The sequence below is a fragment of the Streptomyces sp. NPDC057099 genome (assembly GCF_042671245.1).
Lineage (GTDB): Bacteria > Actinomycetota > Actinomycetes > Streptomycetales > Streptomycetaceae > Streptomyces > Streptomyces purpurascens.
Genome location: NZ_JBHUTX010000070.1, coordinates 1 through 24,892, shown reverse-complemented (window position 1 = coordinate 24,892; position 24,892 = coordinate 1). Strand labels below are relative to the sequence as shown.

Below are 24,892 nucleotides of genomic sequence, written 5' to 3'. Positions count from 1 at the left end.
CATTGACCCGCTGGCATATGCCAGGAGCATGCCCCGATCCGAGGGCCCGACGTCGGTCCTGTTCGCGGGCCGCGGTCACAGCACCGCGCTGAGGAACTCCCTCGTCCGGTCCAGCTCCGGGTCGCTGAAGATCTTCTCCGGCGGGCCCGACTCGATGACCCGGCCGGAGTCGAACATCAGTACCTGGTCGGAGATGTCCCGGGCGAAATTCATCTCGTGGGTCACACAGAGCATGGTGATGTCCGTGCTGCGGGCGATGTCCCGCAGCAGGTCCAGCACGCCCGCGACCAGCTCCGGGTCGAGCGCGGAGGTGACCTCGTCCAGCAGCAGCACCTTGGGCTGCATCGCCAGGGCCCGGGCGATCGCCACGCGCTGCTGCTGGCCGCCGGAGAGCTGAGAGGGGTGGGCGTCGCACCGGTCGGCCAGGCCCACCATGTCCAGCAGGCCCTTGGCCCGCTCCACGGCCTCGTCCTTCGACATGCCGAGGACGGTGACCGGCGCCTCGGTGAGGTTGCGCAGCACGGTCATGTTCGGGAACAGGTTGAACTGCTGGAACACCATCCCGATCTTCTTGCGGACCTCGCGCACCTCCTTGTCGGAGGCGGGGAACAGCTGCTGCCCGTCGACCGTGATCGTGCCCTCGTCGGGCTTGAGCAGGGTCATCAGCAGCCGCAGGATCGTCGTCTTGCCGGAGCCGGACGGGCCGATCAGGGTGACGTGCTTGCCGGCGTCGACCGAGAAGTCCAGGTGGTCCAGGACGGTGTTCTGGCCGAACCGCTTGGTGACCTGTTCCAGCCGGATCAGCTCGCCGGTGCTCTTGGCGGGGTTCTTCTCGGGATCGGTCCCGGGGGTGGGGAGAGTGTCAGTGGGCAAGGCGTCGCTCCAGGGCTCGCAGGGCAAGGGAGGCCAGGTAGGAAATGACGATGAAGGCCACGCCGATCACCGTGAGGGGCTCGGTGAACTGGAAGTGCTCCTGAGAGAACAGGCGCGCGTGGCCGAGCATCTCCAGGACGGTGATCGCCATCAGCATCGGCGTGTCCTTGAGCATCGCGATGACGTAGTTGCCGAGCGCGGGGACCACGCGGCGCACCGCCTGCGGCAGGATCACCGCGGTCCAGGTCCGCCGCAGCGGCAGGTTCAGCGCCGTCGCCGCCTCCCACTGGCCGACCGGCACGGCCTCGATACCGGCCCGGTAGACCTGCATCGTGTACGTCGAGTAGTGCAGCCCGATGGCGAAGACGCCGGTGGTCAGCGCCGAGAAGGTCAGGCCCCACTCGGGCAGGACGTAGAAGAGGAAGAACAGCTGCACCAGCAGCGGGGTGTTGCGGACGAACTCCGTGACCGCCCCGACCGGCCAGGTCACCCAGCGCGAGGGCACCCGCATCAGCAGCGCCCAGGCCAGGCCCAGCACGAAGGAGATCAGCGAGCCGAACAGCAGGATCTGCAGGGTGACCAGCAGGCCCTTCCAGAAGTCCGGCATGAAGTCGGAGACCGCGCTCCAGTCCCAGTTCATCGGACTCCCTCCACCACGGCCGGCTCAGGCGTCCGGGTCTTGCTGTCGGGCTGCTTCCCGACCCCGGCCTTGAGCTTCTTCTCCAGTCCGCGCATGACCCGGGTGAGCAGGAAGGCGATCACGAAGTAGATGACCAGGATGTACGTGTAGATCTCCGCGCTCTCCTGCAGCGCGAGGCGCACCAGGTTCGCGCTGAACGTCAGGTCGCCCATGCCCGTGATCGACACCAGCGCGGTGCCCTTGAGCAGCTCGATCAGCAGATTCGAGAACGGCGGGATCATCTCCGGCACCGCCTGCGGCAGCAGGATCAGCCGCAGTCGCTGCCAGGGCGTGAAGCTGAGGGCGATGCCGCCCTCCTGCTGCGCCGGGTCGACCGAGCTCAGCGCGCCGCGCACGATCTCGGCGCCGTACGCGCCGTAGGTCAGCCCGAGCGCGAGGGTGCCCGCCCACAGCGGCACCAGCTGCCAGCCGAAGGCGACCGGCAGCACGAAGAACACCCAGAAGATCATGACCAGGGCGGAGGTGCCGCGGAACACCTCGGTGTAGAAGCCCGCCAGGAAGCGGACGAACCGCAGCCGGTGGCTGCGCGCGACGCCGACCACGAAGGAGACGGCCGCGCCCAGCAGAGCGCTGAAGAAGAGCAGCTGGACGGTGGTCCACACGCCCTTCAGTACGAGTTCCCAGAGTCCCGAGGTCATCCGCCGCACAGCTCCTTCGCGGTCAGATCCGTCATCTCGGCCTTGGTGAAACCGAAGGGCTGCAGGATGCGGAACAGTTCGCCGCTCTTCTTGAGCTTGCGCAGCTCGACGTTGAAGGCGTCCCGCAGGTTCGTCTCGGTCGGCCGGAACGCGAAGGCGCCTCCGTCGACGTGCGGCTTGCCGCCGACGATCGGTGTGAAGGGCTTGGTCGACTCCGCCTTGGCGGACTTCTTCACCACCTCGCGGGCGGTGAGCGCCGTACCGGCGAACACGTCCACGCGCCCCGCCTCGACCGCGTTCAGGCCCGCGACCTGGTCCGGGACGATGAGGATGTCGCTCTCCTTGTACCCCGCCTCGACGGCGTACTGGATCTCGGCGTAGCCGGTCCCGGTGGCGAACTTCGCCTTCTTCGCGACGACGTCCTTGTAGCTGTGCAGCCCCTTCGGGTTGCCCTTGCGCACGATGAACGCGTCGAGCATCTGGTAGTCCGGGTCGGAGAAGATGACCTGCTCGCAGCGCTCCGGGTTGACGTACATCCCGGCCGCGACGACGTCGAACTGCTGCGAGTTCAGACCCGGGATGAGCGAGCCGAACTCGGTCGGCACGGGCTGGACCCGGTCGACGCCGAGGCGCTTGAAGATCACCTTGGCCAGTTCCGGTGCCTCACCGGTCAGCTTGCCGTTCTTGTCGATGAACCCGAACGGGATCTCGCCGGCGATGCCGAGGCGGACGACCCCCGCGGCCCGGAGCCGTTCGAGGAGATCACCGCCCTTGACGTCCGAGGCGGTGGCGACCCGGCTGCATCCGGTGGCGCCCAGCGCGCCGAGCGCCGCGACCCCCGCGAGCAGCGATCGGCGTGTGGGACCGGACACGGCCCCGGACACGGTCCGGGATATGGGGTCCGGAATTCTGAGGGGGCTTCTCTGTGGTGGAGCCATGGGCGCGCGGCTACCCGACCGGACCCGAGTTATGCCGGTCTTTTCGAGCCCCGCACTTGGCCGACGCGCTCTTGACCGCGGGGCCGAGGGGGTCTCCCATGGAGGGCATGGCTGATCGTTACATCGAACTCTCGCTGGTCAAGCGTGACGTGACCTGCACGGCCAAGCTGCTGGACGACCGCGCGCCGATCACGTGCGCGGCCGTCTGGGATTCCCTTCCGCTGGCCGGCGACGTCTACCACGCGAAGTACGCACGAAATGAGATCTACGCTCTTTTCCCGCCATTCGCCGAAACCGAGCCACCCCTCGAAAATCCGACCATCACCCCCATTCCCGGCGATCTGTGTTATTTCACCTTCGCCGGGGCGGAGCTGGGCACCAAGTCCTACGGCTACGACCGCGAGGTCCGCGCCGGGACCACGCTCGTCGACCTGGCCCTGTTCTACGAACGCAACAACCTGCTGCTGAACGGCGATGTCGGCTGGGTCCCCGGCATCGTCTGGGGCCAGGTCGTCGACGGCCTGGAGAACATGGCCGAGGCGTGCAACGACCTGTGGAGGTCGGGAGCGGCGGGGGAGACCCTCAGCTTCCGGAGGGCCTGACCCGGCCGGCGGACGCCACGCCGGCCTCGTACAGCGCGTGGGCCGCCCGCAGCACCAGATCGTCCCGGTGCCGGGCGGCCACGAGCTGCAGACCGATCGGCAGACCGTCCTCGTCCGCGCCGACCGGCACGCTCGCCGCGGGCTGCTGCGTCATGTTGAACGGGTAGGTGAACGGCGTCCAGCCCGTCCAGCGCCGGTGGCCTGATCCCTTCGGTACCTCGGCGCCCGCCTCGAACGCCGTGATCGGCAGGGTCGGGGTGACGAGCAGGTCGTAGGTGTCGTGGAAGTCGCCCATCCGGCGGCCCAGGTCCATCCGGACGTCCACCGCCGCCAGATAGTCCAGCGCCGAGGCACTGGCGCCCTGCGCGCAGATCTCCCTGAGGCCCGGGTCCAGCAATTCCCGCTGGTGCGGTCCCAGATGCTCGGTCACCCGGGCCGCCCCGCTGAACCACAGGGTGTGGAAGGCCTCCACGGGGTCGGTGAGATCCGGGTCGGTCTCCGTGACGTACGCGCCGAGCTCCGCCAGCCGCTCCACCGCCCGGCGCACCGCCGTCGCGACCTCCGGCCGCACCGCCACCTGCCCGCCCAGCGTCGGCGAGTACGCCACACGCAGCCCGCGCACCCCGCCCGTCAGACCGTCCGTGTACGCACCCGGCGGCGGGGCGAGCGCCGACCAGTCGCGCGAGTCCGGGTGGCCGATCACGTCCATCAGCAGCGCCGAGTCCGCCGCGTCCCGGGTCATCGGCCCGACGTGCGCCAGCGTCCCGAACGCGCTCGCCGGGTAGAGGGGCACCCGCCCGTACGTCGGCTTCAGCGCGAAGATCCCGCAGAACGACGCCGGGATCCGGACACTGCCGCCGCCGTCCGTGCCCAGCGACAGCGGCCCCGCGCCGAGCGCCACGGCCGCCGCGCTGCCGCCGCTCGACCCGCCGGCGGTGCGCGAGGGGTCGTACGGGTTGCGGGTCACGCCGCTGAGCGGCGAGTCCGTCACGCCCTTCCAGCCGTACTCGGGGGTCGTCGTCTTGCCGATGAAGACCGCCCCGTGCTCCCGCAGCCGCGCCACGGACGGGGCGTCCTCGTCCCAGCGGCCCGCCGGGTCCACGGCCTTCGAGCCGCGCAGGGTCGGCGCGCCGCGCTGCAGCAGGATGTCCTTCACCGTGACGGGCACGCCGTCCAGCAGCCCCTGCGGCTCACCGCGCCGCCATCGCTCCTCCGACTCGCGGGCCCGGGCCAGGGCGTCCTCGGCGGTCAGCCGGACGAAGGCGTTCACCTCCGGCTGGATCGCCTCGGCCCGCTCCAGGGCCGCCCGGGTCGCCTCCACGGGACTCCACTCGCCCTTGCGGTACCCGTCGAGGAGTCGTACGGCGGTCAGGTCGGTGAGCTCGGTCATCCACCCTCCAAGGAACGTCAGTGCCCGGGTACGTACCCACGCTGCTTGTCGACCACGTTCTTCAGCGGCTCCCCGCTCGCCCAGAGTTCGTAAAGATCCACGAACTGGGCGCCGAGCTCGTCCCGCCAGCCGACGATGTCGCCGCTCATGTGCGGGGACACGATCAGGCCCGGGAGCTGCCACAACGGGCTGTCTGGGGTCAGGGGTTCGGCCTCGAAGACGTCCAGGGCGGCACCGGAGATCCAGTGCTTGGACAGGGCGTCGGCGAGATCGTCCTCGACGACCAGCTGGCCCCGGCCGATGTTGACGAACCGGGCGGAGGGCTGCATCACCCCGAAGCGGCGGGCGTCGAACATGCCGTGCGTCTGCTCGGTGAGCGGCGCCGCCGCGATCACCCAGTCGGCGCGCGCCAGCAGCCGGTCCAGGTCCTCCGGGCCGTGCACACCGCTGCGGGGGGCGCGGCCCACGAGCGCGGTCGTGAGGCCCAGCGCCTTCAGCATGCCCTCGATCGCCCGGCCGATCGGCCCGGAGCCCACCACGACGGCCTTGCCCCCGGCGACCTTGTGCGACTCGCGGTGCCGCCAGGTCCGCTCCCGCTGCAAGTCCAGCGTGCGCGGCAGATCCTTGGCCATCGCCAGGACGAGCGCGGCGACGTACTCGGCGATCGGCTGGTCGAAGATCCCGCGCGCGTTCGTCACCACCGTGTCGGAAGCGGCGAGTTCCGGACACATCAGATGGTCCACACCGGCGCTCGCCGTATGCACCCAGCGTGGCCGCGGACCCTCGCCCGGCCACGCGTCCCGCACGGCGCGTGAGGTGAAGTCCCACACCAGCAACGCGTCCGCATGCGGCAGGCGCTCGGCGAGACCCTCCGCGTCGGTGTGTTCGATCCGGGCGCGGCCGGTGAGCCGGCCGAGGCGGGGCAGGGGTTCGGCGTCCAGGACGAGGAGGGTGGGAGTGGGCATGAGCAGCCGTTTCTCCAGCCGTGCGGCGGTGCGGGCCGGCCTGCGGACGTCGGCCGGTGACGACGAGTTAACCAGGTGTTGACCAAGGAGTGATCCGGACGGATTGACCACGCTCGCACCCGAACCTACCGTCGTCAACACGGGCGTTCCCACGATCCGTTGCACTCCAGTTGCCCAGCGTGAGGCCGGTGCCTGCATGGACGTCTCATTTCTCGGCGGGCCCAGCCCGCAGCGCGGGGTCGGCGTCGTCGCCCCCTTCGACTTCGCCCTCGACCGCGAGCTGTGGCGCTGGGTGCCGGACGAGGTCTCCCTGCATGTGACACGAACACCGTTCGTGCCGGTCGAGGTGAGCCTCGATCTGGCACGCCTGGTCAGCGAGCACGAGACGCTGAGCGAGGCGGTCCGCACCATCAACGCGGTCGCCCCCGAGGTCATCGCCTACGCCTGTACGTCGGGCAGTTTCGTCGGCGGCGTCATGGGCGAGCGCGCGATGTGCGAGGCGATGAGCAGGGCCGGTGCCGTACCGGCGATCACCACCTCGGGCGGGCTGCTGGAGGCCCTGGTGGAGCTGGACGTACGGCGGCTCGCGCTGGTGACGCCGTACACGGTGTCGGTGACGCAGTCGCTGGAGGCCTACGTCGCCCAGGCCGGCGTCGCGATCTCCGGGTGCGCCTTCATGGGCCTGACCCGGCACATCTGGAAGGTCCCCTACCGGGAGGTGGTGGACATGGCCCGGCAGGCCGTACGCGGCGACGCCGACGCCCTGTTCATCAGCTGTACCAACCTGCCCACCTACGACGTCATCCCGCAGCTGGAGGCCGAGCTGCGGATCCCGGTGATCTCGGCCAACCAAGTGACGATGTGGGCTGCGCTGCGCCGACTGGGTACCCGTGCGGTGGGACCGTATCAAGCGCTGATCAACCCGGAGGCGCGCGCCGGTCTCGGATCGCCGGGGGTGGACCCCGGTCCAGTAGTGCCGGAAGAAGAGCAGCAGCAGGAAGGCTGGACATGACAGCACTGGGATTTCTCTACCCGGGCCACTCGGCCGAGGACGACTATCCGCGCATCGAGCAGTTGCTGGGCAGCGACATCCGGGTGGACCTGGTGCACACCGATATCGGTGAGGACGCGCACCGGGTCGACGCGCTGCTGGAGATGGGCTCCGCGGGCCGGCTGGCGGCGGGCGTCCAGGAGCTGCGGCACGCGGGCGCCGAGGCCGTGGTGTGGGCCTGCACGAGCGGCAGCTTCGTCTACGGCTGGGACGGTGCCCAGGAGCAGGTCCGCTCCCTGGCGCAGACGGCCGGCATGCCCGCCTCCTCGACGTCCTTCGCCTTCGCGCACGCGGTGAAGGAGCTGGGGGCGCGGCGGGTCGCGATCGGCGCCACGTACCCGGACGACGTCGCCCAGCTCTTCGCGCGGTTTCTTCGCTCGGACGGCGTGGAGGTCGTGTCGGTCAACAGCTCCGGCATCATCACGGCCGCCGAGGTCGGCACCTGGGGCGAGGCGGAACTCCTCGCCCTGGCCCGCGACTCCGACCACCCCGACGCCGAGGCCCTCCTCCTCCCGGACACGGCCCTGCACACGGCCGCGCACATCCCGGCCCTGGAGAAGGAGCTCGGCAAGCCGATCCTCACCGCCAACCAGGTCACGGTCTGGGAGTGCCTCCGCCTGGCCGACCGCCGCGTGAACGCACCGGAACTGGGCGCGCTGTTCACGAGGGAGCCGATCATCCAGGCGTGACCGACGCCTGCCGTCCCCGCCGCCTCGGGCTGTTGCCCGGGCGGCGGGGACGAGTTCGGCCTATGACCGCTTGCGCCGGACCAGGAAGACGACCAGCCAGACACAGAGAAGCACGGCGAGGGCGATCGCCGCCCAGTCAGGCAGCAGCCCCAGGCCCTTGTAGGCCAGCGTGACGTCGTCTGCCGAAGCTCCCATCGCAGGCACCTCCTCACCAGGTGCTGTTCCCTCGAAGCTCTGCTCCATGGGGTCCGGAATCGGCCACACCTCTTTGTCGGGCTCGCCCCGAGGGGAATAACCGGAGACAGTCCCCTGTTAGAGCCGGAACGACAGCACACGGCCCACAGCAGGAGGCACCCCACCGTGGCGGCAGATGAGACACGCGGCGACGAGATACGCGGCGCGGCGCAGGGCAGCGCGCCCGTTCCCCTCTCCGTACTGGACCTGGTCACCGTGGGGGCCGGCCGTACCGCCTCCGACGCGCTGCGCACCAGCGTCGAGCTGGCCCGCCTCGCGGAGGCCCGCGGTTTCCACCGCTACTGGATCGCCGAGCACCACTCCATGCCGGGCGTGGCCTCGTCGTCGCCCGCCGTGATCCTGGCCCACCTCGCCGCCCACACCGACCGCATCCGGCTCGGCTCGGGCGGCGTGATGCTGCCCAACCACGCCCCGCTGGTGATCGCCGAGCAGTTCGGCACGCTGGAGGCCATGGCCCCGGGCCGGATCGACCTCGGCCTCGGCCGCGCCCCCGGCACGGACGGCGCCACGGCCGCCGCCCTGCGCCGCACGGACCGGCTCAACGAGGGCGCCGACGACTTCCCCGAGCAGCTCGCCGAGCTGACCCGCTTCCTCGACGACGACTTCCCCGACGGGCACCGCTACCGCCGTATCCACGCCGTACCCGGTCCGGTCCAGGCCACGTCCCCCGGCGGCGTCCAGTCCCCGCACCGGCCGCCGCTCTGGCTGCTCGGCTCCTCCGGCTTCAGCGCCCGCCTCGCCGGTGTCCTCGGACTGCCCTTCGCCTTCGCGCACCACTTCTCGGCGCAGAACACCCTCCCGGCCCTGGACCTGTACCGGGAGTCCTTCCAGCCGTCCGCCGTGCTCGACCGGCCGTACGCACTCATCGGCGTCTCCGCCCTCGCCGCCGACGAGGAGAAGGAGGCCCGCCGGCAGGTGCTGGCCGCGGCCCTCAGCATGGTCCGGCTGCGCACCGGCCGCCCCGGCCTCGTGCCCAGCCCCGAGGAGGCGGCTGCCTACGAGTTCAGCCCCATGGAGCGCGACTTCGTCGACTCCTGGAACGCCAACGTCATCCACGGCACTCCGGACGAGGTCCGCTCCGGCCTCGACGACCTCGCCACGCGCACCGGCGCCGACGAGCTGATGATCACGGCCAACGCGCACGGCGGCGACGTCCGGGTCCGCAGCTACGAACTCATCGCCGACGCCTACGGGTTGCCGACGCCCGCCTGAACGTCCGGCGTGCCCAGCAGCTCGGAGATACGGTCCGGCGACACCGGACGGGAGTACAGCCAGCCCTGTCCGGTGTCGCAGCCGATGCGCCGCAGCCGGACCGCCTGAGCCGAGGTCTCCACGCACTCGGCCGTCACGGTCAGCCCGAGCCGGTGCGCGAGCTGGATCATCGCCTCGACCACCACCTCGTCGGCCGGGTTCGGGCGCGCCGTCGTGTCCCGGTCGTCGTACTGGAAGCCCCGCACGAACGAACCGTCCAGCTTCAGTACCGACACCGGCAGCCGGCTCAGATACGCGAGGTTCGAGTAGCCCGTGCCGAAGTCGTCGATGGCGATGCGCACGCCCATGTCGCTAAGCGCCTTCAGCGCCTGCAGCGGCCGGCCGCCCGAGCCCATCACCGCCGACTCGGTCAGCTCCAGCTGGAGCAGATGCGGCGCGAGGCCCGTCTCGGCCAGGGTCTCGGCCACGTCCGCGACCAGGTCCGAGTCCCAGACCTGGCGGACCGCCACATTGACGCTGACGAAGATCGGCGGCTCGTCCGGGTGCTCCCGCTGCCAGCGCCGGGCCTGCCGGCAGGCCGTACGCAGCACCCAGCGGCCCAGCGGGACGATCGAGCCGTCCTCCTCGGCCAGTCCGATGAACCGATTCGGCGTCAGTACGCCGAACTGAGGATGATTCCAGCGGATGAGCGCCTCGACCCCGTGCAGCCGGTCGTCCTCCATGCCGACCAGCGGCTGGTACTCCAGCCGGAACTCGCCCCGGTCGATGGCCGGCCGGAGCGTGGAGGCGAGGGCCTGGCGGGTCATGCGGTGGGCGTTGCGCTCCGGGTCGAACAGCGTCCAGCGGGCCTTGCCGTCGGCCTTCGCCCAGTAGAGCGTCGTGTCCGCCGCCTGGACCAGGGCGGTCGGGGTCGTCCCGGCCGCGTGCCGCTCCACGACCCCGATCGACGCCGACACCGACAGCCGCTGGCCGGAGATGTCGAAGGGGTCCTGGATCGCCCGCAGCACGGCTTCGGCCAGCTCGGCCAGTTGTTCGGTGCCCGTGGAGTCCTCGACGAGCAGCGCGAACTCGTCGCCGCCGAGCCGGGCCACCAGCGGGGTGCTGGTGCGGGCGAAACCCGTCTCGTCCGCGCAGCGCATCAGACGCTCGGCGACGGCGGCCAGCAGCCGGTCGCCGACGCGGTGGCCGAGGGTGTCGTTGATGGCCTTGAAGCCGTCCAGGTCCAGATAGCACAGCCCGATCCGGCCCGTGCCGCTCTGCTCGTACGACTCGGCCTCCAGTGCGGCCGACAGGCGTTCGAAGAACAGCGTGCGGTTGGGCAGCCGGGTCACCGCGTCGTGCATCTGCAAGTGCCGCAGCCGGGCCTGGAGTTCCCGGCGGGAGCTGATGTCGGCGACGGACAGGAGCACGCCCCGGTCGTCGGCGGGCAGCGGCGCGACCGTCACCTGCACCCACAGCGAGTGCCCGTCGGGGTGCTTGAGGCGGCGGGTGCAGCGCAGCCGGGACTGCCGGCCGCGCAGCACCTCGCGATAGGCGTGCCAGGTGCGGGCGTCGGAGGTGAGGTCGACCAGATCGGCGGCGACGGCCCCGGCGAGTTCGTCCGGGGCGGTGCCGAGCAGCGCGGCGAGTGAGTCGTTGGCGCTGACGACCGTGCCCTCGCGGTCCACGACGGCCATGGCGAGCGGGGCGGCCGTGAAGACGGAGCGATAGGGCGGCTGCGACACGTGCTCGGTACGGGGGGACGTATCGATCTCACTCTCTGTGACGACCGGCCGGTCGACTGCCGCGGGCGCCGGCCCTTCGGAGGTTCCGCTCACCGCTCGCTCCCGCATGTATTCGATCTCTGTCCGTGCAGGAAAGGTCAGGAAAGTGTGCCGATCATAGAGGCTGGCCCCAGGGCCTTCCAGCCGGTGTCCAGTGTTCCCGACCAACCGGCCCTTCTGCCAGATCGTTTCTGCTCGCACCTGGACGGCTTCTTCAGGCCCCCGACCAGTTGTGACATTCCGTGAGTGCTTCTGGGATGTCGCCTTCCGCGATGTTTCGGCTCCTTCACCCGACTGGTGCAGGCAAACAGGGCGCAGTCATACAAATCGACACAGGCTGGGTGCGGTGTCCCGCGAACCGTACCCGGAGGTATCCGTGCCGCGTCAGTTCTCGCGCGCCCGACTGCGCAGTACCGCGGCCGTGTTCACCACCATGTCGGCCCTCGCCGCCACCTCCCTCGGTGCCGGCCACTCGGCCGCGGGGCCCGACTCGGCCGAGCCCTGCGCCCTGACCCGCACCGACGCCCACCACTCCGAGGGCCTGGACACCTGGAACGCCGCCTATCCGCGCCCGGCCCGCTCCCTGGACGCGGTCATGGTCTTCCTGTCCTTCCCGGACGCCCGTCCGCTGACCACACCGCAGGAACTGACCGCCGACCACTTCCCGGACACCACCCGATTCTTCGAACGGGCTTCCTATGGTCGCTTCACCCTGCGCCCGCATCCGCTCGGGCACTGGATCCAGATGCCGCGGGCGTCCACGGCGTACGCCATACAGCGCGACTGGAGCGCCGAGCACCGGGCCGCGTATCTGCGGGACGCGCTCGCCGCGGCCGACCCGGAGGTCGACTTCTCGCGCTACGACGTCGTGTACTTCGTCGCCGACCCGGACGCGCCCGGCGTGGACTCCGACGCGACCAAGGTCGTCAACCTCACCAGCCCGATGCGGGCCGACGGCGCCGATCTGCGCCGGGTCGTCACGGTGTTCGAGCAGCATCCGCCGGACCGGCTCGTCCTCGCCCATGAGACCGGGCACGTCTTCGATCTGCCCGACCTCTACCACCGGCCCGCCGACGGCAAGGGCGACTGGGACACCCATGTCGGCGACTGGGATCTGATGGGCAGCCAGTTCGGACTCGCCCCCGATCTGTTCGGCTGGCACAAGTGGAAGCTGGGCTGGCTGGATCCGCGGCAGGTGCGGTGTGTGCAGGACGCGCGGCCCGCCCGGCTGACCCTGGAGCCGCTGGCGGCGGCGCCCGGGGTGCCGGTCTCGGGTGCGGCAGGCGCGCCGGTCTTCGGTCTCGGGCGGGGCACCAAGCTCGCGGTGGTGCGGACGGGCCCCGACAGTGTGCTCGCCTTCGAGGCGCGGGGGCCGGTGGGCAACGACACGACCGCGTGCCGGCAGGGGGTGCTCGTCTACCGGGTGCGGGGCGAGGCGCAGTCCGGGGGCGGCCCCATCGAGGTGATCGACGCCCATCCGCGGACCGAGGCGTGCTGGGAGGATTCGGTGTACCCGCCCCTCGCGGACGCGCCGATCGCCCTCGGCGAGAGCTTCACGGTGCCGGGGGAGGGCGTACGGGTGGAGGTGGAGGGGCGTACGGCTTCGGGGGCGTGGACGGTGAAGATCACGGTGGGCCGCTGAGGGCGTCGTGAGAGCGTCGCGGGCATGCGAAAGGCCCCTCGCTCTCGCGAGGGGCCTTTCACCGTCTGTGCGCCGCCAGGGACTCGAACCCCGGACCCGCTGATTAAGAGTCAGCTGCTCTAACCAACTGAGCTAGCGGCGCCTGCTGACGTCGTAGACCTTAGCACCCTGGTCGGCGGGAGGAAAAATCGAAATCCGCACCGCCGAACGGGCCGCCCGCACGGCCGCCCACAGCAGTACTTCCGGGCCCGGGAGCCAGGGCAGACGGGTGTCCGGGGCGACGAGCCAGCGGCAGCCGGAGCGGGCGGGGGAGGTGGGCTCCGTCGGTGCGGGGATGGTCACGGCGTCGCCCGTGCCGTGGCACAGCAGGGGCGGTACGGCGCCCGTGCGGCCGGTCTCCCCGCCGTCACGGCCGTGCGTGCCCCACTCCTCCCACTCCAGCAGCGCCGGCAGCCGCTGGGCCGTGCCCGGCGCGGCGAACAGCAGCATGCGGCCGCGGAACTCCGCGACCGGGCCCGAGCCGGGGCCGTCGTCCCACAGCCGGTCGAGCATCCGCCGCCCGAACATCGACGGCGCGCTCACCACGTCGAAGACCGCCCCGCAGGGCAGCACGATCGGCGCGTCGGGCCGCTCCGCCCAGAGGGCGAGCGTGCTTCGCGGATACGTTCCTGCCGAAGCGAGCCAGGCGGCTCCGTCCGGGGTGACATGGGAGGCGTTCCATCCGCTGCTCATGACATCTACATCTACCGGCCGTGAGCATGCGGTTCCCGAGGGTTGCGGGAAACCGGGACAGGAGGGGGTGGGAGGGAGTATCTTGCCCGCCTGGCATATGCCACGTAGATCACACCGGGTCGACGGGCCCCCGGCCCTCGACGCCGCCCCGCAGCAGGTCCCGGCCGAACTCGACCATCTTCTTGGCGTAGTCCTCGGTCCACTCGGCCCGCTCGGCGATGTCCGCGGTCGTCAGCCGGTCGAACCGCCGTGGATCGGCCAGCTGCGCCGCCGCGATCGCCTGGAACTCCACGGCCCGGTCCGCCGCGGCCCGGAACGCCAGCGTCAGCTCCGTCGACCGGGCCAGCAGGGCCCGGGGATCGTCGATCGACTCGAGGTCGAAGAAGTGCTCAGGGTCGGAGGCCGCCTCCGCGGGCTCGAAAAGCAGGGGCGCGGGGCGTAGCCGCGGTTCGTTCCGACGCGGCGTGGGCTCCGCCATGTCTTCTCCTCCTCGTACGTCGCGCACGGCCCTCCCGGTGGAGCGGGCCACCGTCCATTGTCTCGCGGGCGCGCAAGTGGGCATCGCGGGAGTGGGTACGGCTGCCACACCACCGGGCGTTCGTCAGGGGCGCCGGGACCCGCGATGTTCAGCCACGTTACGAACGCCACACGACCCGGTGCTCCGCCAGATGCGCCAGCACCGCATGGTTCGCCTCCCACCCGTCTGGAAACTTCACCACCGTCCCCAGTTGCACCGGCTCCGTCGACGGATAGTCGTCCAGCAGGTCGCTCACTCCCGCTCGGCACACCACGATGCAGGCGTGCCGGTGGCGGGAGGCCAGGACGCAGAGGCGGCCTGTTTCCAGGTGGAAGGCCGTGGCGTCGGGGCGGCCGGAGAGGGGGTGGAGGACCACCGTGACGTCGTACTCACGTCCCTGCAGCCGGTTCGCCGTGTCCACGACCACGTCGGTGACGCCGAGGTCGGCCAGGGCGGCACGGACCGCCGCCGCCTGGTCCCGGTGCGCCGTGCCGACGGCGACGCGGTCGGCGGTGAGGGGCGAGGGGTCCGTCGAGCGCTCCGACGTCGCCGCGCCGCCCCGGTCCAGCAGGCGCCGTACGACCGTCGCCACCGCCCGTACCGCCTCCGGGTCCGTGCGCGGGGTGTGGCGCGCGGGCAGCTCCAGCAGGCCCCAGCCCGATACGGCCGCCTCGTCGATCACCCGGTCCGGGCCCGACCCGTCGGAGGGGACCGCGAAGGACAGGGCCCGGTCGCCCGGGCCGGTGCCGCTGCGGAACGGCGTGAACGGGTAGAACGCGTCCGACACCAGGGGAGCCGCCGAGGCCGGGAGCCGCCAGGAGACCGGCAGACGGTGCTGGGGCAGCTCCGGGTTGTGCGCGAGCAGGGTCGTCACCGCCGAGGCCGACGGGTCGTACGCGAGGCCCGCCCACTGCTCGCTGCCCACGATCGCGAACGGGTCCAGCTGCCCCGGGTCGCCCACGAACAGTGCCCGCTCGAACAGCCCGGCCACCGCGAGCAGCGCGTCCGAGCGCATCTGGTACGCCTCGTCGACGATCGCGTGCCGCCACGGTTCGTCGACCTTGACGTGGGCCCACTTCGCCGCCGTCGAGAGCACCACGGCCAGCCCGGCGAGGTCGCCCGCCTTCGCCGACTTGCGGACGTTCGGCAGGTCGTCGAGCGCCTTGTCGTACGGGTCGGCGTCGCTGCTGTGCAGCCGGCCCACCGCCAGCTCGGGATTCTTCTCGGCGAGCCTCAGGACGAGGTCGTCGACCTGGGCGTTGGTCTGCGCGACGACCATCAACGAGTGGCCGGCCTCGGCGAGTTCGAGGGCCGCGCGCACGACCAGCGTGGACTTTCCGGCACCGGGCGGAGAGTCGACGACCACACCGCGCGCGGTGCCGTGCAGCGTGTCGTGGAGGATCGCGTCGGTGGCCTGGGTCGCGGCGGCGGCAGGGTCGAAGACCGTCGTCACAGCACGTCCTCCTCGGTCACCGGGTCGGCCGTCTCCAGCGTCGGCTCACCGGGCGGCCCGCCGTGCGTCCACGGCGTCTCCTCCGGGTCGGGGAGCTTCGCACCGCCCCGCTGCTCGTGCTCGAAGAGCGTGAAGCAGACCCGGTCGCCCTTCTCCGGTACCGACCCCGGCTCGGGCTCCTTGCCGCGGCCCATCTTGTCGAGGACCCGCAGTACGACGTACGCGCCGTCCTCCTCGTCCCCGACGAACTCCGCCGACTGCGGCTTCCCGCCCAGCGACCGGTACACCTTCGTCCGCTCCCCGAGATGCGGTCGGTCGTCCGTGCGGACCGTGACCAGGGGGCGGGGGCTCGGCCGCTTGCCCTCGCTGTACGTCATCACGACATCGGTGACCTCGCCCGCGAACGCCTCCCCGGACAGCCGCCGTCCGGCCATCACCAGCGGATCGTCGAGGGCCTCCTGCGCCTCCAGCCGGGCCTGTTCGCGCTCGCGCGTGGCCAGCTTGTTCGCCGCGGTGACCGCGTCGTCGCGGCGCGGCTGCGGGGGCTCGCCGGCCAGGACCCGGTCACGGTGACCGGTGAAGGACCAGCGGTCCCGCGTCCACCGCTCCTCGGCATACGCCCCCGCGGGCAGCTCCCGCAGCAGATCCAGGCCGCGCCAGATCGCGTCCCAGGTGGGCCGGGTACGGCTGAGCACCAGGTCGCGGATCTCCCGCTCGGCCACGGTCAGCGAGCCGAGCCGGTCGTCGGCCTGCAGACCGTCCTCGGCGACGGCGTGGGCCGTGCGGGCCCGGTCGTAGCGCTCGATGGCCGGGGCGAGCAGCTTGTTGTCGAACGCCGGGTCGGTGGCCGGACCGGCCGGAGGGCACGTCAGCTGGCCCCGCTCGTCCCGCTCCAGCTCGGCCCGCAGCGCCGCCTCGGCACCGGACAGGCCCTCCGGCGGGTCGATCCAGGCGAGCAGCGCCCCCAGATGCTGGTCCTCCAGGGTGGACTGCCCGGTCGCCCAGTGCCGGCCCAGGACGTCGGTCATCGCCAGCAGCAGCGAGGAACCGGGCACCCGGGCCCGCTCCCCGAAGTGCGTCAGCCACCGCCCGAGCAACGGCACCCGGGGCGGCGCCGGATACGGGGCTTCCGGGTCCTGTTCCGCCGTACGCCGGAAGCGGGTGGAGCGTCCGAGCAGCCGCACCAGGTCGATGCCCGCGCGGCTCGGCACGATCAGCTGCGGGGCGTCCGCGCACAGGTCGACCTCGACCTTGACGCGCTTGCCGGTCTCCGGGTCGGTCTCGGTGCGCTCGGCGGCCTCCACGACCTCGGCGTACGCGTCGACGTACGGCAGCACCACGTCGGCCAGTTCGGCGAGGAACGCGAACCTGAGGTCGCGGTCGCGGGGCTGCGGGACGACCAGCAGCCGCGGCTCGTCCCGGTCGGTGCCGACCAGCGCGCCGAGCGGGGCGCCGGCCTCACCGGCGGTGATGAGCGGTACGAACACCAGCGGGCGGTCGCCGAGATGCCGGTGCCGGACGGTGGCGGCGGGCTGGGCGCGGCCGGTGCTGACGGCCTCGAGCCGGGCCAGGGTGGAGATCAGCGACACGCCGCCTCCAGGGCCTCGGCACGCAGGGCCGCCGCCCGCCGCAGCGCCGCCACCGCCGGGTCAGCGGGATCCCCGGCCTCCCCACGGGCCGCCGCGAGGACGTCCTCGACGGTCTCCAGGCCGCCCAGTTCCGCCCGCGCCGGGCGGCCGAGCGTCGTCACCGCGCCCGCCTCCCGGGACCGGCCCCGGCAGTGGAAGGCCAGCTCGCACGCGGACAGGCACTCGGGCGCGTACGTCGCCGGCACCGACTCCACGGCGGACGTCAGCTCGTCGGCGGGCAGCTCGGGGGAGAAGCACGTGCCCTCGGGGAGCTCGTCGGCGATGTCCTCGATACGGGTCAGCCGGGCCAGCTGGCGGGCCGTCACCGCGCGCTGCTTGCGGATGTCGACGGCCGACGCGGCCGGCAGATTGGAGAAGTCCCGGGGACAGACGAGCAGCACCCGGTGCCGCACGCGCGGGGCCGGAGCCCTGCCCTGGGCGCTCCGCCTCCGGGGCGCCTCAGCCGGTGTCGAGGGGACGGTCGTGCTCGACCCCTCGGGCCTCCGCGCGCTCGCCCCCTCGACACCGGCGCGCCCCTCCGGCTCCGCGCCGAGATGCTCCGCGACCTCCTCCAGGGCCAGCACGTACACCGCCGCCTGCCGGGCCGCCGCCCCGACCTTCGCCGGATCCGCCGAACCGTCCAGCAGCGGGAAGGACTTGATCTCGACCACGGTCCAGCTGCCGTCCGGGTGCACCACCACCGCGTCCGGTTCCAGGAACGCCGGGGAGCCCGCGACGTCCAGCGCGAGCATCGGGTGGTCGAGCAGCGTCCACGCGCCGGGGTGCTCGGTGGCCTCGCGCAGCTCCAGCGCCGTACGGGCCGTACGCCCCTGGGGGCCGGTCGCGGTCAGGTCGGGCACGCGCGCCTCGGCGGGCGGCTCGGCGGTCCGGTCCAGCTTCTCGTGCACCAGCCGCAGCAGCTCCGCGCCGCCGTCGGCCTTGACCCGCGCCTCGAACGCGTTGCCCCGCGTGAGCGCGAACTGGGACTGTCCGAAGGCCGACGGCGCACCCAGCGCGCTCGCCAGCGCCGCCTTGTTCACCCCGGCACCGTCGAGGATCGCGCGGCGCGCACAACCGGGGTTGGCGGCCAGTGCCGCCAGAGCGCGCGCGTCCAGTGCCTTCGCGGGTACGTCGGGCCCGCGCAGCTCAGCGAGCCGCTGCCGGAGCGCCGTCCCCCGCGTCCTGGGGGGAGGCACTCGGCTCGGCTCCCGCTCCGTACCGCGCATCGCGCTGCCGTGGAATTCGCTCACCCGCGGAAGTCTGGCATCCGGCACTGACATCCGCGGAACTAGCGGCGGTAGTGGCCGAGGAACCCGCGGCGGAAGTGGCTGCGGAAGCAGCTGCGGAAGCAGCTGCGGAAGCGGAGTCCGCCGTGACGGGGGCGACCGTCGCGAACCGCGGCAGGAACCGCGCCCTGACCCGGTCCGCCGTGCGCATCACCAGCGGTGCCAGCAGCAGTCCGACGCCCATGACGGCCGCGCCCGCGACCGCGTCGAGGAAGTAGTGGTTGGCGGTGCCCATGACCACGATCGTGGTGATCAGCGGGTAGGCGACGGCGGCCGCCTTCGCCAGGCGCGTACCGCCGTAGCGCCACAGCATCACTCCGCACCACAGGGCCCAGCCCACGTGCAGACTCGGCATGGCCGCGTACTGGTTGGTCATGCCCCCCAGGCCCCGCGGGGCGCTCGCCTCGCCGCCCCACCAGCCGTACGAGCTGTACTGGGCCATCGTGTCCACGAAGCCGTGGCTCGCGTCGAGGAGTCGGGGCGGGCAGGTCGGCAGCAGCGTGAAGCCGATCAGGCCCACGAAGGTCGACGTCCACAGCCAGGTGCGCGCGGCGCGGTAGCGCACGGTCCGGGAGCGGAAGAGCCATATGAGGATCGCCGGCGTGACCAGGTAGTGCAGCGACGCGTACCAGAAGTCCGCCGGTATGCCTATCCAGGCCTCGTGCGTGAAGAGGCGGTTGAGCGGGTGCTCGGCGTTGAGGAACAGGGCCTTCTCGATCTTCAGGATCGCCAGACCGTTGTCGACCGCCCCGGAGACGTCGCCCCGCACGAGGAGCCGGCCCGCCGAGTAGCACGCGTACACCAGCAGGATGAGCGGCAGCTCCGTCCACCAGCGCAGCCGGGGCGCAAGGGCCGCCTCGGTGCCCGGTGTCTCGGTGTGCGGCATCCGATCGCCCTCCCCCTTCGTCGTCACGGCTCCCCGCCGGCCGGTCGTGCCACCTTACGGTGCCTGTGCGCGCCCTGGGGGCGCCCTCCGGACCTCAAAGACGCAGAGATCGCCCCCCGGGTTGCCCGTCACCAGCGTGCGCGATGATGGAGGAGTTCCGCTCGCGTTTTTCTTCCGGAAAGGTCCCCCATGGCTCCGCGCATCCTGCTGGCCCGGCACGGACAGACCGAGTGGTCCCTGTCCGGCAAGCACACCGGCAGGACCGATGTACCCCTCCTGGAGGAGGGCAGGCGTGGTGCCAAGCTGCTCGGCGAACGTCTGCACCGGGCGCCGTACGACGGACTGTCCGGCGTCGAGGTGCGCACCAGCCCGCTGTCACGCGCGCGTGAAACATGTGAACTGGCCGGTTTCGGCGACCGCGCGCGTGCCTGGGACGCGTTGCTCGAGGTCGACTACGGGGCCTACGAGGGCATGACCCCGGCGGACATCCAGGCCGTCCGGCCCGGCTGGCTGATCTGGCGCGACGGCGTCCCCGAGGGCGAGACCCTCGCCGAGGTGACGGCCCGGGCGGACGAGGTGGTCTCCTGGGCGCGCTCCGAGGACCGTGACGTCCTGGTCTTCGCCCACGGGCACATCCTGCGCACCCTCGGGGCGCGATGGCTGGGCCTGCCGATCGACTTCGCGGCGCGGATACGGCTGAACCCGACGTCCCTGTCCGTCCTGGGGTGGGCCTACGGCGAGTCGGCGATCGAGAGCTGGAACGACCTCGGGCACCTGGGGTAGCCAGAGGGCATGGCTAGGTGACCCTCGGGGCCGACGCGTGCCGCTCCAGGAACGCCGACACCCCGGAAGCCCGGCGATGCGGCAGCAGCACGCGTGCCGTGGCCGCCAGCATCGTCTGGATCCGGGACGACTGGACCTCCTCCAGCAGATCCAGCACCCGCATCCCCGCCGTCGCCGCCTCGTCGGGCCGTCCGCCCCGCGCGAGATCGTCCGCCAGCTCCGCCGTGTACAGCGCGATGTTCCGTGTGAAGTGCGGATCCTGCAGGTCGGCCGCCCGCCGCGCGTGCCGTGCCGCCCGGCGCCAGTCGCCGAGCGCGGACCAGCACTGCGCCTCCAGGCCCTCCAGTTCGGCCTCTCCGTAGAAGCTCATCCACTCGGGGTCGGCGTCCGAGGTGCCGCGGTCGAAGAGGGCCTGCGCCCGGACCAGTGCCTGTTCGCAGCCGACGCGGTCGGCGAGTCCCGCCCAGCCGCCCGCCTCGCGCAGCGAGAGCAGCGACATCAGCCGGGCCGAGCCCACGGGCCGGGCGACGCGCTGCGCGGCCTGGGCCGCCCGGACCGCCTCGCGCGGCCGACCCGCGTCGCGCGCGAGGAACGCCGTGTTGCAGAAGGCGTGCGCCTCCAGGCCCGGATCGCCGGTCATCCGGGCGGTCGCGAGCGCCTCCGCGTAGTGGGAGCGGGCGTCGTCGAAGCGTCCCGAGTCGTGGGCCAGCCAGCCCACGGAGATGGCCAGTTCACCGGCGCCGGAGTAGAGCCGGTCCGCTGTGGTCTGCCGGGTCGCGCCGGCGTCCAGCAGGGCGTAGGCGGCGCGCAGCGGGGCGGCGGCGCGGCGGTAGAGGCCGTCGGCTCCGTGCCGGTCGTCGAGCAGCCGGATACGGCGGACGGCTTCTTCCAGGGCACCCGCGTCACTGCCCCCGGCGCGGCGCACGGGGCGCTGTGCCGCCGCGGCGTCGAGGGCGAGGCCGACGGGTCCCAGCGAGGCGGCGGCCACGGTGGCGCCCCCGCTGGTCATGAATGCGCGACGTAGCACGTCGCTCTCCTCGTAGGTGTCGTGCGGGTGGTACGGGTCGTACGGGTTCTGTGTTTCATACGGCTCGCACGCCCCGCTGGTCTCACTCGTGGCGTTCGCCGGGTTCGTGGTGCACGTCAGGGGCGCGTCCTCGGTGTCGCGCGCCCGGCGTCCGCGTACCGACGAGCGGGGCGCGAAGCCCAGATCGGTGAGCGTGCGGCCTGGGAACATATGCAGGAACACCCGTTCGTACGCGTAGTTGGGGCAGCGGATCTCGCCCGCCTCGACCCGGCCGATGTACCGGGCGTCACAGCTGACCTGCTCGCCGATCTCGAGGGCGGCCCGGCGGATCACCGCGGCGAACTCGGCCGGCGAGCGCTGTCCGCGCAGCTGCCGGAAGGCGAGGTTCGGCCGTGACGGCCGGTCGGGTTGAGACGAGGTCACTGTTGACGACGCCATGGCCGGGTCCTCTCGTGCGAACCGTCGAACCATGCCGGAAATGATGAGGCTTGTGCGTATTGCCCGTAAGGCCTCGTCTTGCGTCCGGCGAGCAAGAACGTACCTGCTGTGCCGGAGTCGTCACGCTGGGTTTGGCTACAAACCGGATATCTCATACGTGATCTGCCATGAACTGCCATCCTTTGCGGCTGACTTCCGCCGTAGCCGTTGACGGGCGCCCGCGTTGAAGGACCGGAAGGAGGCCGGGATGGAGATCAGCTGCGATGTCGTGACGGTGCCGGCCCGGCAGGGTCTGGAGGCGGTCGACATCCTGCGGCGCGGCCCCGCGGAAGCGGTCGGGCCCGTCCTGCACGACGACGGGGGCGGCACGCTGGGCTTCCTGGTGCCGCCGGGGACGGCCGCGGCATGGGACATGCCGGGCAGCACCTGCACCGGGACCGACGGGCGCGGCACGCCCCTGGCCCCCGAGCCGCCGGTGGAGGGCTCGGACTGGCTGCTGCCGCCCGGGGAGGCGGACCTGGCGACGGATCCCGCGGTCCTGCGCGAGGCCCTGGGGGAGGCGGCCCGGATGATCAAGGCCGCGGACAGCTGCCGCTGAGGCGCTGAGCGGCTGCCCCGGAGCGTACGCCCCGCTTACCGGGCCGACCCCGATAATGACCCCATGGGAAAGTCGAGGAGCGGCCGGCGCAGACAGGCCGACGCGGAGGCCGTCGTCGAGAGCGTCGACGGCGGGCTCGCCGAGCTGATCCCCGACCGTGAGCGGGTCCGCGCCTGGACCCTGGTGATCGACGGAGCCCCGCAGTCGCACGTCGACCTGGACGACCCGGCGTACCTGTCCTTCGAGTACCAGCGCCGGCTCGGGCACGTCATCGACCTCGCCGCTCCGCCCGGGCGGCCCGTGCACGCCGTGCACCTCGGCGGCGGCGCGTTCACCCTCGCCCGCTACGTCGCCGCCACCCGCCCCCGCTCCACCCAGCAGGTCGTCGAACGGGACGCCGCCCTCGTGCAACTGGTCCGCCGGGAGCTGCCGTTGGATCCGAACGCGCGGATCCGGGTGCGGTCCGTCGACGCCCGCGAGGGCCTCGCCAAGGTGCCGGACGGCTGGGCCGATCTCGTCGTCACCGATGTGTTCAGCGGGGCCCGGACCCCGGCCCATCTGACCTCGACCGAGTTCCTCGACGATGTGCGCAGGGCCCTCAAGCCCGGCGGTGTCTACGCCGTCAACCTCGCCGACGGGCCGCCGCTGGCCCATCTGCGCGGCCAGATCGCCACCGCCGCCGCCCGTTTCGAGCAGCTCGCGCTGATCGCCGACCCGACGGTGCTGCGCGGCAAGCGCTTCGGGAACGCCGTCCTGGTCGCCTCCGACCACCCCCTGCCCGTCGCCGAACTGACCCGCCGCGCCGCCTCCGACCCGCATCCCGGCCGGGTCGAGCACGGCAGGACGCTCACCGACTTCACCGGCGGGGCCGTGCCCGTGACGGACCTCGCGGCGGTGGCCTCCCCGGCGCCGCCCGCGTCGGTGTTCAGATGACCCCGCAAAGAACTCCGCACGGAACTCCGCACGGTCACGTTGACTGAACTAGTGACCGTAAACCCGCAGGTCAGGACGTGACTCTGCTACCTTCCGGGCCGTGCTCGGACATGGTGGTTCAGAGAGAGATCTGACGGGGTTTGTGCTGCCGCAGGTGGGCTGGCTGGTGGAGACCGCCGCCCCCTGGATGCCGTACCAGTTGGTGGACGGCAGCGGCTCGGTGGTTGAACCAGTAGACGTCTTCTTCAAGGAACGCCAGCCCGGCCTTGACTACGCGACCCTGGACAACATCTCCCGGTTCCTGGCCCGATCCTTCTGGGCCGACCTGGAAGCCCACCATCCCGGGATCGACTCCCTGCGCCTGCCACAGGACGTTGCCGCCCAGTGGAAGCAACGCGCCAGGACGAAGACCGAGCGCCGCCGCCGCAGTGACGGCACCTTTTACGACGTCGTCACGCCCCGCCTGGACTCGGCCACCTTGATGATCGCGGTTCGCGCCCTGTATCTCGACCTGGCCCAGTGGGCCAGCGAGGAGCCGGCCCGATGGGGGCCGTGGGTGGCCCCCTGCCCCATCAGCGAGGCCGATCTCAACCTCAAGAAGACCAGTCAGCGGGTCAAGGCCCGTACGGACCAGCGCACCCGGGAGCGACTGCCCGCCCTGCCCACGGTCGTCCGCGTGGCCAAGTAACTCCTGGACCAGGCCCGCCTTCGCCTGGACGCGGTGCGCGAGGCGCCGGCCCGCGGCCGGTTCGAGGTGCTCGGCGAGACCTTCACCCGCGCGAAGAGGCCCGGATCCACCTGGGTCTACGACCACGCTGGGGGCCGCCGGGATCTGGCCCAGCGCGAGCACCGGGCGTTTTGGGGGTGGGCGACGATCGAGTTCCTCCAGCACACCGGAGCCCGGATCGAGGAGATGCTGGAGGCCAGCCACCAAAGTCTGATCCAGTACCGGCTGCCCACGACCGGCGAGGTGGTGCCGCTACTGCAAATTGCCCCGTCCAAGACCGACCAGGAACGTGTCCTGCTGGTCAGCCCCGAACTCGCCGACGTCCTGAGCACCATCATCACCCGCATCCGCGACCCGCGTACCGGAGCCGTCCCCCGCGTCGTCGCCTACGACTACAACGAGCGCGTGTGGAACCCGCCGATGCCGCTGCTGTTCCAGTACGACCGCAGCGGCGAGCCCTCCCACATGACCGGCGAGTTCCTGCGCGCATGTCTCAACGACGTCCTGGAAGCGACCGGCCTGACCGACGCCAGCGGACTCCCCCCTGGACTTCGACCCGCACGACTTCCGGCGGATCTTCATCACCGACGCGATCCGCAGCGGGCTGCCACCCCACATCGCCCAGGTCATCGCCGGACACGCCGACATCGACACCACCATGGGCTACAACGCGATCTACCCGGCCGAAGCCATCGAAGCCCACCGCGCGTTCATCGCCCGCCGCCGCTCTCTGCGCCCTAGCGAGGAATACCGCACCCCCACCGCGGAGGAGTGGGATGCCTTCCTTGGGCACTTCGAGCGCCGCAAGCTCTCCATCGGCATCTGCGCTCGCGCGTTCGGTACCTCGTGCATCCACGAACACGCCTGCGTCCGCTGCTCGATGCTCCGTCCCGAGCCCGACCAGCGCGGCCGCCTGGTCGAGATCCGCGACACCCTCCTGGCCCGCATCATCGAAGCCGAACGCGAGGGCTGGCTGGGCGAGCTGGAAGGGCTTGAGGTCAGTCTTGCCGGAGCCCAGGACAAGCTCGCCCAGTTGGACGCCCAACAAGTCCGCCGAAACACCGTTGTGGAGCTAGTACTCCAGCAGCGTTTCGCTATCTGGCCTGGTCAGAGGCATCGTCGGGAGTGTACTTGGCTGCTGGCATGTCAGGGGCGATCTTGCCGGA

At 71.8% G+C, this 24,892-nt stretch carries 24 protein-coding genes, 1 tRNA gene and 2 pseudogenes; 11 read left to right on the top strand and 16 right to left on the bottom strand.

Annotated features, from left to right (window positions below; translation table 11 throughout):
• Positions 1 to 75: 75 nt before the first annotated feature.
• Genes ehuA through ehuB form a run of 4 tightly spaced genes read right to left on the bottom strand, consistent with a single transcriptional unit; the run spans position 76 to position 3,149 of the window.
• Complete coding sequence (gene ehuA, locus ACFT4A_RS40130; RefSeq protein WP_382840950.1) at positions 76 to 873, bottom strand: ectoine/hydroxyectoine ABC transporter ATP-binding protein EhuA; 798 nt, start codon at positions 871 to 873, stop codon at positions 76 to 78.
• Positions 863 to 1,513, bottom strand: a complete 651-nt coding sequence (gene ehuD / locus ACFT4A_RS40125; protein WP_376388300.1) for an ectoine/hydroxyectoine ABC transporter permease subunit EhuD — start codon at positions 1,511 to 1,513, stop codon at positions 863 to 865. Before ehuD ends, ehuA begins: the two co-directional genes overlap by 11 nt.
• Positions 1,510 to 2,211: an ectoine/hydroxyectoine ABC transporter permease subunit EhuC gene (ehuC, locus tag ACFT4A_RS40120; RefSeq protein WP_382840946.1), complete on the bottom strand. Its 702-nt coding sequence runs from the start codon at positions 2,209 to 2,211 to the stop codon at positions 1,510 to 1,512. The genes ehuD and ehuC overlap by 4 nt, the downstream gene beginning before the upstream one ends.
• On the bottom strand, positions 2,208 to 3,149 hold the full coding sequence (gene ehuB / locus ACFT4A_RS40115; protein ID WP_382840943.1) for an ectoine/hydroxyectoine ABC transporter substrate-binding protein EhuB: 942 nt from the start codon (positions 3,147 to 3,149) through the stop codon (positions 2,208 to 2,210). Before ehuB ends, ehuC begins: the two co-directional genes overlap by 4 nt.
• Positions 3,150 to 3,256: 107 nt before the next feature.
• Between ehuB and ACFT4A_RS40110 the strand changes: the two genes are divergently transcribed.
• A complete protein-coding gene (locus ACFT4A_RS40110; protein WP_215121167.1) occupies positions 3,257 to 3,751 on the top strand; it encodes a DUF3830 family protein in 495 nt (164 codons plus the stop codon).
• On the opposite strand, the gene ACFT4A_RS40105 is transcribed toward ACFT4A_RS40110, so the two are convergent.
• Positions 3,732 to 5,141, bottom strand: a complete 1,410-nt coding sequence (locus tag ACFT4A_RS40105) for an amidase (protein WP_382840940.1) — start codon at positions 5,139 to 5,141, stop codon at positions 3,732 to 3,734. The two genes, ACFT4A_RS40110 and ACFT4A_RS40105, sit on opposite strands and share 20 nt — an antisense overlap.
• A gap of 17 nt (positions 5,142 to 5,158) precedes the next feature.
• On the bottom strand, positions 5,159 to 6,106 hold the full coding sequence (locus tag ACFT4A_RS40100) for a D-2-hydroxyacid dehydrogenase (RefSeq protein ID WP_382840937.1): 948 nt from the start codon (positions 6,104 to 6,106) through the stop codon (positions 5,159 to 5,161).
• Positions 6,107 to 6,302: 196 nt separating this feature from the next.
• Here ACFT4A_RS40100 and ACFT4A_RS40095 point away from each other — a divergent pair, with 196 nt between their 5' ends.
• Both ACFT4A_RS40095 and ACFT4A_RS40090 read left to right on the top strand, forming a co-directional pair.
• Positions 6,303 to 7,118, top strand: coding sequence for a decarboxylase (locus tag ACFT4A_RS40095; protein ID WP_382840934.1), 816 nt, complete (start codon positions 6,303 to 6,305; stop codon positions 7,116 to 7,118).
• The gene (locus ACFT4A_RS40090; RefSeq protein WP_382840932.1) at positions 7,115 to 7,846 is read left to right on the top strand and encodes an aspartate/glutamate racemase family protein; all 732 of its coding nucleotides are present in this window, start codon (positions 7,115 to 7,117) and stop codon (positions 7,844 to 7,846) included. The genes ACFT4A_RS40095 and ACFT4A_RS40090 overlap by 4 nt, the downstream gene beginning before the upstream one ends.
• Positions 7,847 to 7,906: 60 nt before the next feature.
• Here ACFT4A_RS40090 and ACFT4A_RS40085 read toward each other — a convergent pair whose 3' ends face one another.
• Complete coding sequence (locus ACFT4A_RS40085) at positions 7,907 to 8,041, bottom strand: hypothetical protein (protein WP_382840929.1); 135 nt, start codon at positions 8,039 to 8,041, stop codon at positions 7,907 to 7,909.
• 165 nt (positions 8,042 to 8,206) lie between these two features.
• Between ACFT4A_RS40085 and ACFT4A_RS40080 the strand changes: the two genes are divergently transcribed.
• Positions 8,207 to 9,313, top strand: a complete 1,107-nt coding sequence (locus ACFT4A_RS40080) for an LLM class flavin-dependent oxidoreductase (protein WP_382840927.1) — start codon at positions 8,207 to 8,209, stop codon at positions 9,311 to 9,313.
• Here the strand turns inward: ACFT4A_RS40080 and ACFT4A_RS40075 are convergent.
• Positions 9,289 to 11,145 carry a putative bifunctional diguanylate cyclase/phosphodiesterase gene (locus ACFT4A_RS40075; RefSeq protein WP_382840924.1) on the bottom strand — a complete coding sequence of 619 codons (1,857 nt, stop codon included), beginning with the start codon at positions 11,143 to 11,145 and terminating at the stop codon, positions 9,289 to 9,291. The genes ACFT4A_RS40080 and ACFT4A_RS40075 overlap by 25 nt on opposite strands.
• Before the next feature lie 277 nt (positions 11,146 to 11,422).
• Here ACFT4A_RS40075 and ACFT4A_RS40070 point away from each other — a divergent pair, with 277 nt between their 5' ends.
• Positions 11,423 to 12,718, top strand: coding sequence for a M6 family metalloprotease domain-containing protein (locus tag ACFT4A_RS40070; protein WP_382840921.1), 1,296 nt, complete (start codon positions 11,423 to 11,425; stop codon positions 12,716 to 12,718).
• A gap of 68 nt (positions 12,719 to 12,786) precedes the next feature.
• Here ACFT4A_RS40070 and ACFT4A_RS40065 read toward each other — a convergent pair.
• The 7 genes from ACFT4A_RS40065 to ACFT4A_RS40035 form a co-directional block, all read right to left on the bottom strand.
• Positions 12,787 to 12,860 (bottom strand) — tRNA-Lys (locus ACFT4A_RS40065).
• Positions 12,851 to 13,450, bottom strand: coding sequence for a bifunctional DNA primase/polymerase (locus ACFT4A_RS40060; protein WP_382840918.1), 600 nt, complete (start codon positions 13,448 to 13,450; stop codon positions 12,851 to 12,853). The genes ACFT4A_RS40065 and ACFT4A_RS40060 overlap by 10 nt, the downstream gene beginning before the upstream one ends.
• Before the next feature lie 109 nt (positions 13,451 to 13,559).
• Positions 13,560 to 13,928, bottom strand: a complete 369-nt coding sequence (locus ACFT4A_RS40055) for a hypothetical protein (protein ID WP_193478260.1) — start codon at positions 13,926 to 13,928, stop codon at positions 13,560 to 13,562.
• 157 nt (positions 13,929 to 14,085) lie between these two features.
• Positions 14,086 to 15,420 carry an AAA family ATPase gene (locus ACFT4A_RS40050; RefSeq protein WP_382840915.1) on the bottom strand — a complete coding sequence of 445 codons (1,335 nt, stop codon included), beginning with the start codon at positions 15,418 to 15,420 and terminating at the stop codon, positions 14,086 to 14,088.
• Complete coding sequence (locus ACFT4A_RS40045) at positions 15,417 to 17,009, bottom strand: hypothetical protein (RefSeq protein ID WP_382840912.1); 1,593 nt, start codon at positions 17,007 to 17,009, stop codon at positions 15,417 to 15,419. Before ACFT4A_RS40045 ends, ACFT4A_RS40050 begins: the two co-directional genes overlap by 4 nt.
• On the bottom strand, positions 17,000 to 18,244 hold the full coding sequence (locus ACFT4A_RS40040; protein ID WP_382840972.1) for a hypothetical protein: 1,245 nt from the start codon (positions 18,242 to 18,244) through the stop codon (positions 17,000 to 17,002). The genes ACFT4A_RS40045 and ACFT4A_RS40040 overlap by 10 nt, the downstream gene beginning before the upstream one ends.
• Positions 18,195 to 19,220 carry a phosphatase PAP2 family protein gene (locus tag ACFT4A_RS40035; protein ID WP_382840969.1) on the bottom strand — a complete coding sequence of 342 codons (1,026 nt, stop codon included), beginning with the start codon at positions 19,218 to 19,220 and terminating at the stop codon, positions 18,195 to 18,197. The genes ACFT4A_RS40040 and ACFT4A_RS40035 overlap by 50 nt, the downstream gene beginning before the upstream one ends.
• Positions 19,221 to 19,409: 189 nt before the next feature.
• Between ACFT4A_RS40035 and ACFT4A_RS40030 the strand changes: the two genes are divergently transcribed.
• Positions 19,410 to 20,003, top strand: coding sequence for a histidine phosphatase family protein (locus tag ACFT4A_RS40030; protein WP_382840910.1), 594 nt, complete (start codon positions 19,410 to 19,412; stop codon positions 20,001 to 20,003).
• 13 nt (positions 20,004 to 20,016) lie between these two features.
• Here the strand turns inward: ACFT4A_RS40030 and ACFT4A_RS40025 are convergent, their stop codons facing one another.
• Entirely contained in the window at positions 20,017 to 21,468 is a 1,452-nt protein-coding gene (locus ACFT4A_RS40025; protein WP_382840907.1) for a hypothetical protein, read from the bottom strand.
• Between the two features lie 247 nt (positions 21,469 to 21,715).
• On the opposite strand from ACFT4A_RS40025, the gene ACFT4A_RS40020 reads away from it, so the two are divergent.
• The 5 genes and pseudogenes from ACFT4A_RS40020 to ACFT4A_RS40000 all read left to right on the top strand — a co-directional run.
• The gene (locus ACFT4A_RS40020) at positions 21,716 to 22,066 is read left to right on the top strand and encodes a hypothetical protein (RefSeq protein ID WP_382840904.1); all 351 of its coding nucleotides are present in this window, start codon (positions 21,716 to 21,718) and stop codon (positions 22,064 to 22,066) included.
• Positions 22,067 to 22,129: 63 nt separating this feature from the next.
• The gene (locus ACFT4A_RS40015; protein WP_382840901.1) at positions 22,130 to 22,999 is read left to right on the top strand and encodes a spermidine synthase; all 870 of its coding nucleotides are present in this window, start codon (positions 22,130 to 22,132) and stop codon (positions 22,997 to 22,999) included.
• Between the two features lie 142 nt (positions 23,000 to 23,141).
• Positions 23,142 to 23,687 carry a hypothetical protein gene (locus tag ACFT4A_RS40010; protein WP_382840899.1) on the top strand — a complete coding sequence of 182 codons (546 nt, stop codon included), beginning with the start codon at positions 23,142 to 23,144 and terminating at the stop codon, positions 23,685 to 23,687.
• A 583-nt stretch (positions 23,688 to 24,270) separates the two neighbouring features.
• Positions 24,271 to 24,345 (top strand): annotated as a pseudogene (locus ACFT4A_RS40005) (hypothetical protein); the annotation flags it as partial.
• Positions 24,346 to 24,384: 39 nt separating this feature from the next.
• Positions 24,385 to 24,892 (top strand): annotated as a pseudogene (locus ACFT4A_RS40000) (hypothetical protein); the annotation flags it as partial.

Coding starts and splice junctions, on each gene's coding strand:
- ehuD (WP_376388300.1), bottom strand. CDS start 1,513: ATGAACTGGGACTGGAGCGCGGTCTCCGACTTCATGCCGGACTTCTGG.
- ehuC (WP_382840946.1), bottom strand. CDS start 2,211: ATGACCTCGGGACTCTGGGAACTCGTACTGAAGGGCGTGTGGACCACC.
- ehuB (WP_382840943.1), bottom strand. CDS start 3,149: ATGGCTCCACCACAGAGAAGCCCCCTCAGAATTCCGGACCCCATATCC.
- ACFT4A_RS40110 (WP_215121167.1), top strand. CDS start 3,257: ATGGCTGATCGTTACATCGAACTCTCGCTGGTCAAGCGTGACGTGACC.
- ACFT4A_RS40105 (WP_382840940.1), bottom strand. CDS start 5,141: ATGACCGAGCTCACCGACCTGACCGCCGTACGACTCCTCGACGGGTAC.
- ACFT4A_RS40100 (WP_382840937.1), bottom strand. CDS start 6,106: ATGCCCACTCCCACCCTCCTCGTCCTGGACGCCGAACCCCTGCCCCGC.
- ACFT4A_RS40095 (WP_382840934.1), top strand. CDS start 6,303: ATGGACGTCTCATTTCTCGGCGGGCCCAGCCCGCAGCGCGGGGTCGGC.
- ACFT4A_RS40090 (WP_382840932.1), top strand. CDS start 7,115: ATGACAGCACTGGGATTTCTCTACCCGGGCCACTCGGCCGAGGACGAC.
- ACFT4A_RS40085 (WP_382840929.1), bottom strand. CDS start 8,041: ATGGGAGCTTCGGCAGACGACGTCACGCTGGCCTACAAGGGCCTGGGG.
- ACFT4A_RS40075 (WP_382840924.1), bottom strand. CDS start 11,145: ATGCGGGAGCGAGCGGTGAGCGGAACCTCCGAAGGGCCGGCGCCCGCG.
- ACFT4A_RS40060 (WP_382840918.1), bottom strand. CDS start 13,450: ATGAGCAGCGGATGGAACGCCTCCCATGTCACCCCGGACGGAGCCGCC.
- ACFT4A_RS40055 (WP_193478260.1), bottom strand. CDS start 13,928: ATGGCGGAGCCCACGCCGCGTCGGAACGAACCGCGGCTACGCCCCGCG.
- ACFT4A_RS40035 (WP_382840969.1), bottom strand. CDS start 19,220: ATGCCGCACACCGAGACACCGGGCACCGAGGCGGCCCTTGCGCCCCGG.
- ACFT4A_RS40030 (WP_382840910.1), top strand. CDS start 19,410: ATGGCTCCGCGCATCCTGCTGGCCCGGCACGGACAGACCGAGTGGTCC.
- ACFT4A_RS40025 (WP_382840907.1), bottom strand. CDS start 21,468: ATGGCGTCGTCAACAGTGACCTCGTCTCAACCCGACCGGCCGTCACGG.
- ACFT4A_RS40020 (WP_382840904.1), top strand. CDS start 21,716: ATGGAGATCAGCTGCGATGTCGTGACGGTGCCGGCCCGGCAGGGTCTG.
- ACFT4A_RS40015 (WP_382840901.1), top strand. CDS start 22,130: ATGGGAAAGTCGAGGAGCGGCCGGCGCAGACAGGCCGACGCGGAGGCC.